Origin of the sequence: Psychrobacter sp. 72-O-c (genome assembly GCF_904846605.1) — a bacterium.
Taxonomy (GTDB): Bacteria; Pseudomonadota; Gammaproteobacteria; order Pseudomonadales; family Moraxellaceae; genus Psychrobacter.
Genome location: NZ_CAJHBI010000028.1, coordinates 38,740 through 44,739, shown reverse-complemented (window position 1 = coordinate 44,739; position 6,000 = coordinate 38,740). Strand labels below are relative to the sequence as shown.

4 protein-coding genes are annotated in these 6,000 nt (G+C 41.3%); all 4 read right to left on the bottom strand.

Annotation, left to right across the window (positions count from 1 at the left end):
- Positions 1–136 precede the first annotated feature (136 nt).
- The 4 genes from JMX97_RS10565 to JMX97_RS10550 all read right to left on the bottom strand — a co-directional run bounded on the left by JMX97_RS10565 (position 137) and on the right by JMX97_RS10550 (position 5,844).
- Positions 137–892 (bottom strand): uracil-DNA glycosylase, encoded by a 756-nt coding sequence (locus JMX97_RS10565; RefSeq protein WP_201557938.1) that lies wholly within the window; start codon positions 890–892, stop codon positions 137–139.
- A 297-nt stretch (positions 893–1,189) separates the two neighbouring features.
- Positions 1,190–3,757, bottom strand: coding sequence for an AAA family ATPase (locus JMX97_RS10560; protein ID WP_201557937.1), 2,568 nt, complete (start codon positions 3,755–3,757; stop codon positions 1,190–1,192).
- A 644-nt stretch (positions 3,758–4,401) separates the two neighbouring features.
- A complete protein-coding gene (locus tag JMX97_RS10555) occupies positions 4,402–4,809 on the bottom strand; it encodes an ATP-dependent Clp protease adaptor ClpS (RefSeq protein ID WP_201557927.1) in 408 nt (135 codons plus the stop codon).
- A 141-nt stretch (positions 4,810–4,950) separates the two neighbouring features.
- A complete protein-coding gene (locus JMX97_RS10550) occupies positions 4,951–5,844 on the bottom strand; it encodes a hypothetical protein (RefSeq protein ID WP_201557926.1) in 894 nt (297 codons plus the stop codon).
- Positions 5,845–6,000: the final 156 nt, after the last annotated feature.

Sequence of the window (6,000 nt, the reverse complement as noted above, 5' to 3'; positions counted from 1 at the left end):
GAGACGTTGGCGAGCTCTGGGGTTACTCTCGGTCTTCGAGAGTTTGCCAAAGTCATGATCTTTTAGGGTATATGTTGGTATAGTCATAGCTGAATTATACTATATATTATGGGTTTGGTATTAGTATAGTCATCATTTACTGTGGCAATTGCCAGTCAATAGGCGTTTTGCCAAATTGTCTCAGATAATCATTGGTTTTAGAAAATGGCTTTGAACCAAAAAATCCACCACGATTGGCCGCCAGTGGTGAGGGATGCACGGCCGTTAAAATTAGATGTTTATCAGTATCGATATATTTACCTTTCTTTTGCGCTTTGCTGCCCCACAGAATAAATACGGTATGCTCTGTTTGTTGATTAATAATGTCAATGACAGCGTCGGTAAACTGCTCCCAACCTTTATTTTGATGACTGTTTGGCTCGCCTTCACTGACAGTTAGTGAGCTATTCAATAACAATACGCCTTGCTGCGCCCAATAGGTCAAATCACCGTGAGCTGAGTAACTGGTGTCAATATCAGTAGCCATTTCTTTAAGCACATTATTCAGTGATGGTGGCTTAGGAATCGCTTTTGGTACTGAGAATGAAAGCCCCATCGCCTGCCCTGGACGATGATAAGGATCTTGACCTAAAATAACGACTTTGACATGTGCTAAAGGCGTTAGGTTAAAGGCATTAAACATCAGAGGGGCTGGCGGATAAATACTGTCACTCGACTGATAAGCTTGCTTTAAGAATGCGCGGAGATCATCCATATTATCGGAAGTCAGCTCATCAGTTAGCGCTAATTTCCAATCTTCTGGCAAACGTACATTATCTAAAATAGCTTGTTTTTGCTCAGCTGTTTTCTCAGTTGTCGTGTTCTCTGCCTGCTCATCATCAAATAATTGCATGGGTCTATCGCCTCTTTTTTAGTTGCTTTTTAGTTGTTTATAATTAGTTTGACACAGTTTATTTAGCACTCATCAAAACCTCACATTAATAAATCTGTCATTCAAATAATGATGGTAGCAAAAAAAGACGTTACATTTCATTATAAAAGGTTAGTAAACATATAAACATCGGCTAAATGTTAGCGAAAAAAAACGGCTGCCGTAGCAACCGTTTTTATTTATACCAATATTCAATTCAGGATTATTCATATCAATTGACTAAATAATTTATGATTGAATAGCTTACGATTAACCAACTTAGCTTGCCACTGACTCAGAGTCTGAGCGCGGCTCGTAGGTCTCAACAACTGTCAATATGATTCGACTATCGCTTGAGCCTTTATCACTTTGCATATTGCCGCTTTGCATATTAGAGGCCGTTTTCTCAATAGAGATATTGTTAGATTCGGCATCAGCGTCAGTATCTTCTGGCTCTAAAGTAAGATGTACTACCCCGCCATTGACCAAGTCACCAAACAAAATCATACCTGCCAATGGTTTTTTAATCTCATCTTGAATCAGACGCTGCATGGGACGGGCGCCCATCAGGCGGTCATAGCCCTTCTCAGCTAAATAATCACGTACCTCGTCATCAATCTCTAAAGTCACTTGCTTATCATCAAGCTGGACTTGTAGCTCAACCAAGAATTTATCGACCACTGATACCACTACTGAAGTATCTAGCGCATTGAACTGAATGATGGCATCCAAGCGGTTACGGAACTCAGGACTAAAGACGCGCTTGAGTGACTCATTGTTATCACGACTATGATCTTGCTGGGTAAAGCCCATAGAGGAGCGGCTGATACTGTCAGCACCAACGTTAGTAGTCATAATGACAACAACTTGTTTAAAGCTAGCCACTCGGCCATTATTATCAGTTAGCGTGCCGTGGTCCATAACTTGTAATAGCAAGTTAAAGACATCTGGATGCGCTTTTTCAATCTCATCAAACAGTAATACGCAATGAGGATGCTGATTAATCTTTTCAGTAAGCAAACCACCTTGGTCATAACCAACATAGCCTGGAGGCGCGCCAATCAAACGTGAGGCGGTATGCGCTTCCATGTACTCTGACATATCAAAGCGCACTAGCTCAACACCTAGCAAACTGGCCAGCTGGCGCGATACTTCTGTCTTACCAACCCCTGTTGGCCCTGCAAACATAAAGGAACCAATTGGCTTCTCCGGTGCTTTAAGACCCGCACGAGATAATTTAATAGCATCGGCCAAGGTCGCAATCGCTTCATCTTGACCAAAGACTAAGCGTTTCAAGTCGCGATCTAGATGTTCAAGAACACTCTTATCATCGCTTGAAATCGACTTAGGTGGAATACGCGCTAACTTAGCAACAATAGCTTCAATGTCTGCCACGTCAATTTTCATTGGTGGTTTTTTATTTTTCGCTTTCTTAAAATCAGCAGCCTTCGACTTATCACTGGCTTTAGCAGCTAAAGCTTCATCTTGCATTTCGTTATCAGTGCCATCAACTTCATTGGTGTCTGTATCGATTTGCTCGTCAAAATCCTGCTCCAAATCAGCAATTAAACTGTCTTCAGCATTGATGTCATCAGCATCAGGAATAACGCCCAGGCGTTTATACGCACCGGCCTCGTCGATGACATCAATAGCCTTATCCGGTAAGAAACGCTCGTGGATATGCTTAGACGACAGCTGTACTGCACTGATTAGAGCTTCATCGGTATACGCGACATTATGAAATTCTTCATAACGTGGTTTAAGACCGCGTAAGATATCGATACTCTCATCAATACTCGGTTCTTTGACATCAATTTTTTGAAAGCGGCGTGATAATGCATGATCTTTTTCAAACACCTGACGATATTCTGTAAAGGTGGTTGAACCCACACAGCGTAACTCACCATTAGCAAGAGCTGGTTTGATTAAATTAGACACATCCATATTACTGCTCATGGACGAGCCTGCCCCAATAATCATATGAATCTCATCAATAAATAAGATCGCATTGGGTTTATTCTTCAGGGCATCAAGCAGCGCCTTCATCCGTTTTTCGAAATCACCACGGTATTTTGTACCTGCAATCAATGCGCCAATATCTAAGCTATAAATCACGCAACCATTAAGTGGTTTTGGCGCTTTATCATTGATAATCAACCAGGCTAAACCTTCAGCAATCGAGGTCTTACCAACGCCCGGCTCACCGACTAACAGCGGGTTGTTTTTACGGCGGCGGCACAATACTTGCGCTGCACGCTCGATTTCAGGACCCCGCCCAATGAGCGGATCAGTCTTACCTTCCGCTGCACGCTGGTTGAGGTTACTAGCGAATTCTACTAAGGGGTCTTTGCTGGTCTTTTCAGAAGCACTACGACGCTCACCCGTTATAGAAGCGCGTGGCTCAGATGGCTCCTCTTTGTCTTGCCCATGAGATAGATATTGGGTCAGCTCAAGGCGGCTGATACCTTGCTTTTTCAGCAAATAAACCGCATAGGTATCATGCTCTGAGAACATAGACACTAAAATATCTGAGCCCTCGACCAAACGGCCACCGCCGATAGACTGCACATGGAAGATTGCCCGTTGCAAAATACGATCAAAGCTTTGGGTAGGCTGCGGTGACTGCTCTATATCGACATCTACTGTTGGCGTGTGCTTATTAATATAAGCTTCAAGCTCAGTACGCAAATTTGAGACATTAGCATTGCAGGCAGTCAAAGTGTTGGCAGCATGAGTGTTTTCTAACAGTGCCAGTAACAAGTGCTCAACAGTCAGATATTCATGTGATTTTTGACGCGCAAGCGTCATGGCTAGACGCAAGGAGACTTCAAGATGACGACTTAACATAACGAATTCCTACGGTTATACATATCTTTAGGATTTAGTAGCTTAATGAGTAAATCAGGGCGACAGATGGATTGTTCAAGGTAGATAACAATACGCTATCACTAATAATCAATCCAATAACAGGTAACAATAATTGATCAGCAAAGAGTAATACAAAACGATTAATACAAAACGGTTTACGTCAGCTGTCATTCATCTCAACATGATAAGCACGCATAGTCAATCTATTAACACGTACTAAAATGTATCAAATAATACCGCAAACGTAAAGTTAATGGCGCAGCAGAAGTAACTTTACAATCTGGTTGAATGAATAGAAAGATTAATAGTAAAAAACAGCAATAGAGGGACAACAATGAGGATATACAAAAGCAAGGGTTCTAAACAATACGTATACCATACGATATTTGCGAATACTTGGTTCGCTATATATATATAGGGATACTTAAGAAAGAAATCAAGGTCAAAATAGAGAGTCAAAAACAGATTTGGATATTTTTATACAGTAGGATTTATACAAAAATGTATTAGAAAAAGCAGTTTATAACACTTGGATAATTATTCTTAAAACCGATTTATTGGAGTAACAGGGTCAGAGAAAAGGGCAAAAGTATAATATTCAAATAACGATAAAACGATTGGCCCTATTCACCTTGATGTGGCTCGATCTGGGTAAGTAGCGGATAGCCTTCACGGTGGGCTAGACTATTAACCTTTTTTGCTTTGGTCTCAGCGATATCTTTAGGGTAGATACCCGCGATACCTTTGCTATTATTATGAATAGTTAGCATAACCTCAACGGCTGAATCAATGCTATGACGGAATTCTGACTGCAAAATGTAGACCACAAACTCCATTGGCGTATAGTTATCGTTATACATAACTACCGCATACATTGGCGGTTTTGCCACTTCCGGTTCCGCCACCATAACGTCTGCTTGCGGCGTGGTTTCGCCATCAGGGTCACTATCTTGCGCACGATGAGCGGGCACATTTGGAAAGTGCCAATCAAAAACAACGGGTTTAGCTTGTGATAATATTTGTTTCATCATAATCAAAGTATAAACTAAAAGGTAAGCTAACAATAAAAGAGAGACTATCAGGTATAAAAGTGATAGGTAAAATATACGGTGAAGCGGTTGTTAAAAGTAAAGCAGTTATTACCAAGCAAACAGTCACTGGAAATTGAATGGTTATTCAGAAGCAATGGGCCTTTTATCGGCTTCTGGTAAATCTAAAAGCGACAGTGGCATGTTATCGACCATAGCACCAAGTTTCCAATCATACAATTGCTCCACTTCCTGATCGCCTGCCTTTAAAATGAGCTTAATTTGTAGCGGCTTAAAGCCTGACGGCATTACAAAGCGTCCACGAATGCGTTCAATACCTTTAATAGCATAACGAGCAGGATCTAGCGGCACTTCTACGAAATCATCATCGTTTAGCAGTGTCAAGCTGACCGTTAGATTCTTTGCTTGCCCATCACTACTGAGCATACCAATATCGAAACCATACTCAAAAGTGTTCTCAGGTAATGGTTCAATCTTAGCGCCAAGTATCTGTAACGGCATGCCACCTTTATCACTAATCACACTAGCATATAGCCCATTGAGCTGTGTGACTTGCTCATTTTCAACTTTTAGGGCTTGCTGAGTCTGACGTAGATCATCTAAATTTGCCAAACTGATCGTTAACTCTTGTTTGGCAGTCGTCGCTTGATTCGTCGACATCTTATGACTTAAGCGCAAATCGGTGAGCTCTTTGTTCGCCTGCTCACTGTTTATAGTGGCTTGTTTTGTCTCGGATTGCATCGAATAGTAGCCACTCTGGTAGCCAAGCTTGTGGCCAAACATCAATCCAACAGCAGCAGTCACTAATATCACTATTACAAAGAGCGCCAATACCAACGTCGACGCACCTTGTTGTTTGCCAACTATACAGTTTTTAATACTGTTACGACTATTTATAATGTTATCTATACTTTGATAAGAAGACAGTAGTCCACGCTCAGACTTGTCTGATGCGGAATCTTGGCACGATGAACTTGCTGCCTGCAAGCGCAAGCGGTGGGCAGTCTTAACAAGCATCTAGAAGGCATCTCTTAACAGTAAGGGGATGTATTATAACGGAATTTAGAATCAATACCTAGCACCGTAAATACGAATAACCGAATAGTAAAGGTTCAGTGATAAAGTTTAGGCTATAGGTACATATGAAATAGTGTTCATAGAATACTATTAACT

Excerpts from the sequence above, each read along its gene's own strand:
- JMX97_RS10565 (WP_201557938.1), bottom strand. The coding sequence starts at position 892 with ATGCAATTATTTGATGATGAGCAGGCAGAGAACACGACAACTGAGAAA.
- JMX97_RS10560 (WP_201557937.1), bottom strand. The coding sequence starts at position 3,757 with ATGTTAAGTCGTCATCTTGAAGTCTCCTTGCGTCTAGCCATGACGCTT.
- JMX97_RS10555 (WP_201557927.1), bottom strand. The coding sequence starts at position 4,809 with ATGATGAAACAAATATTATCACAAGCTAAACCCGTTGTTTTTGATTGG.
- JMX97_RS10550 (WP_201557926.1), bottom strand. The coding sequence starts at position 5,844 with ATGCTTGTTAAGACTGCCCACCGCTTGCGCTTGCAGGCAGCAAGTTCA.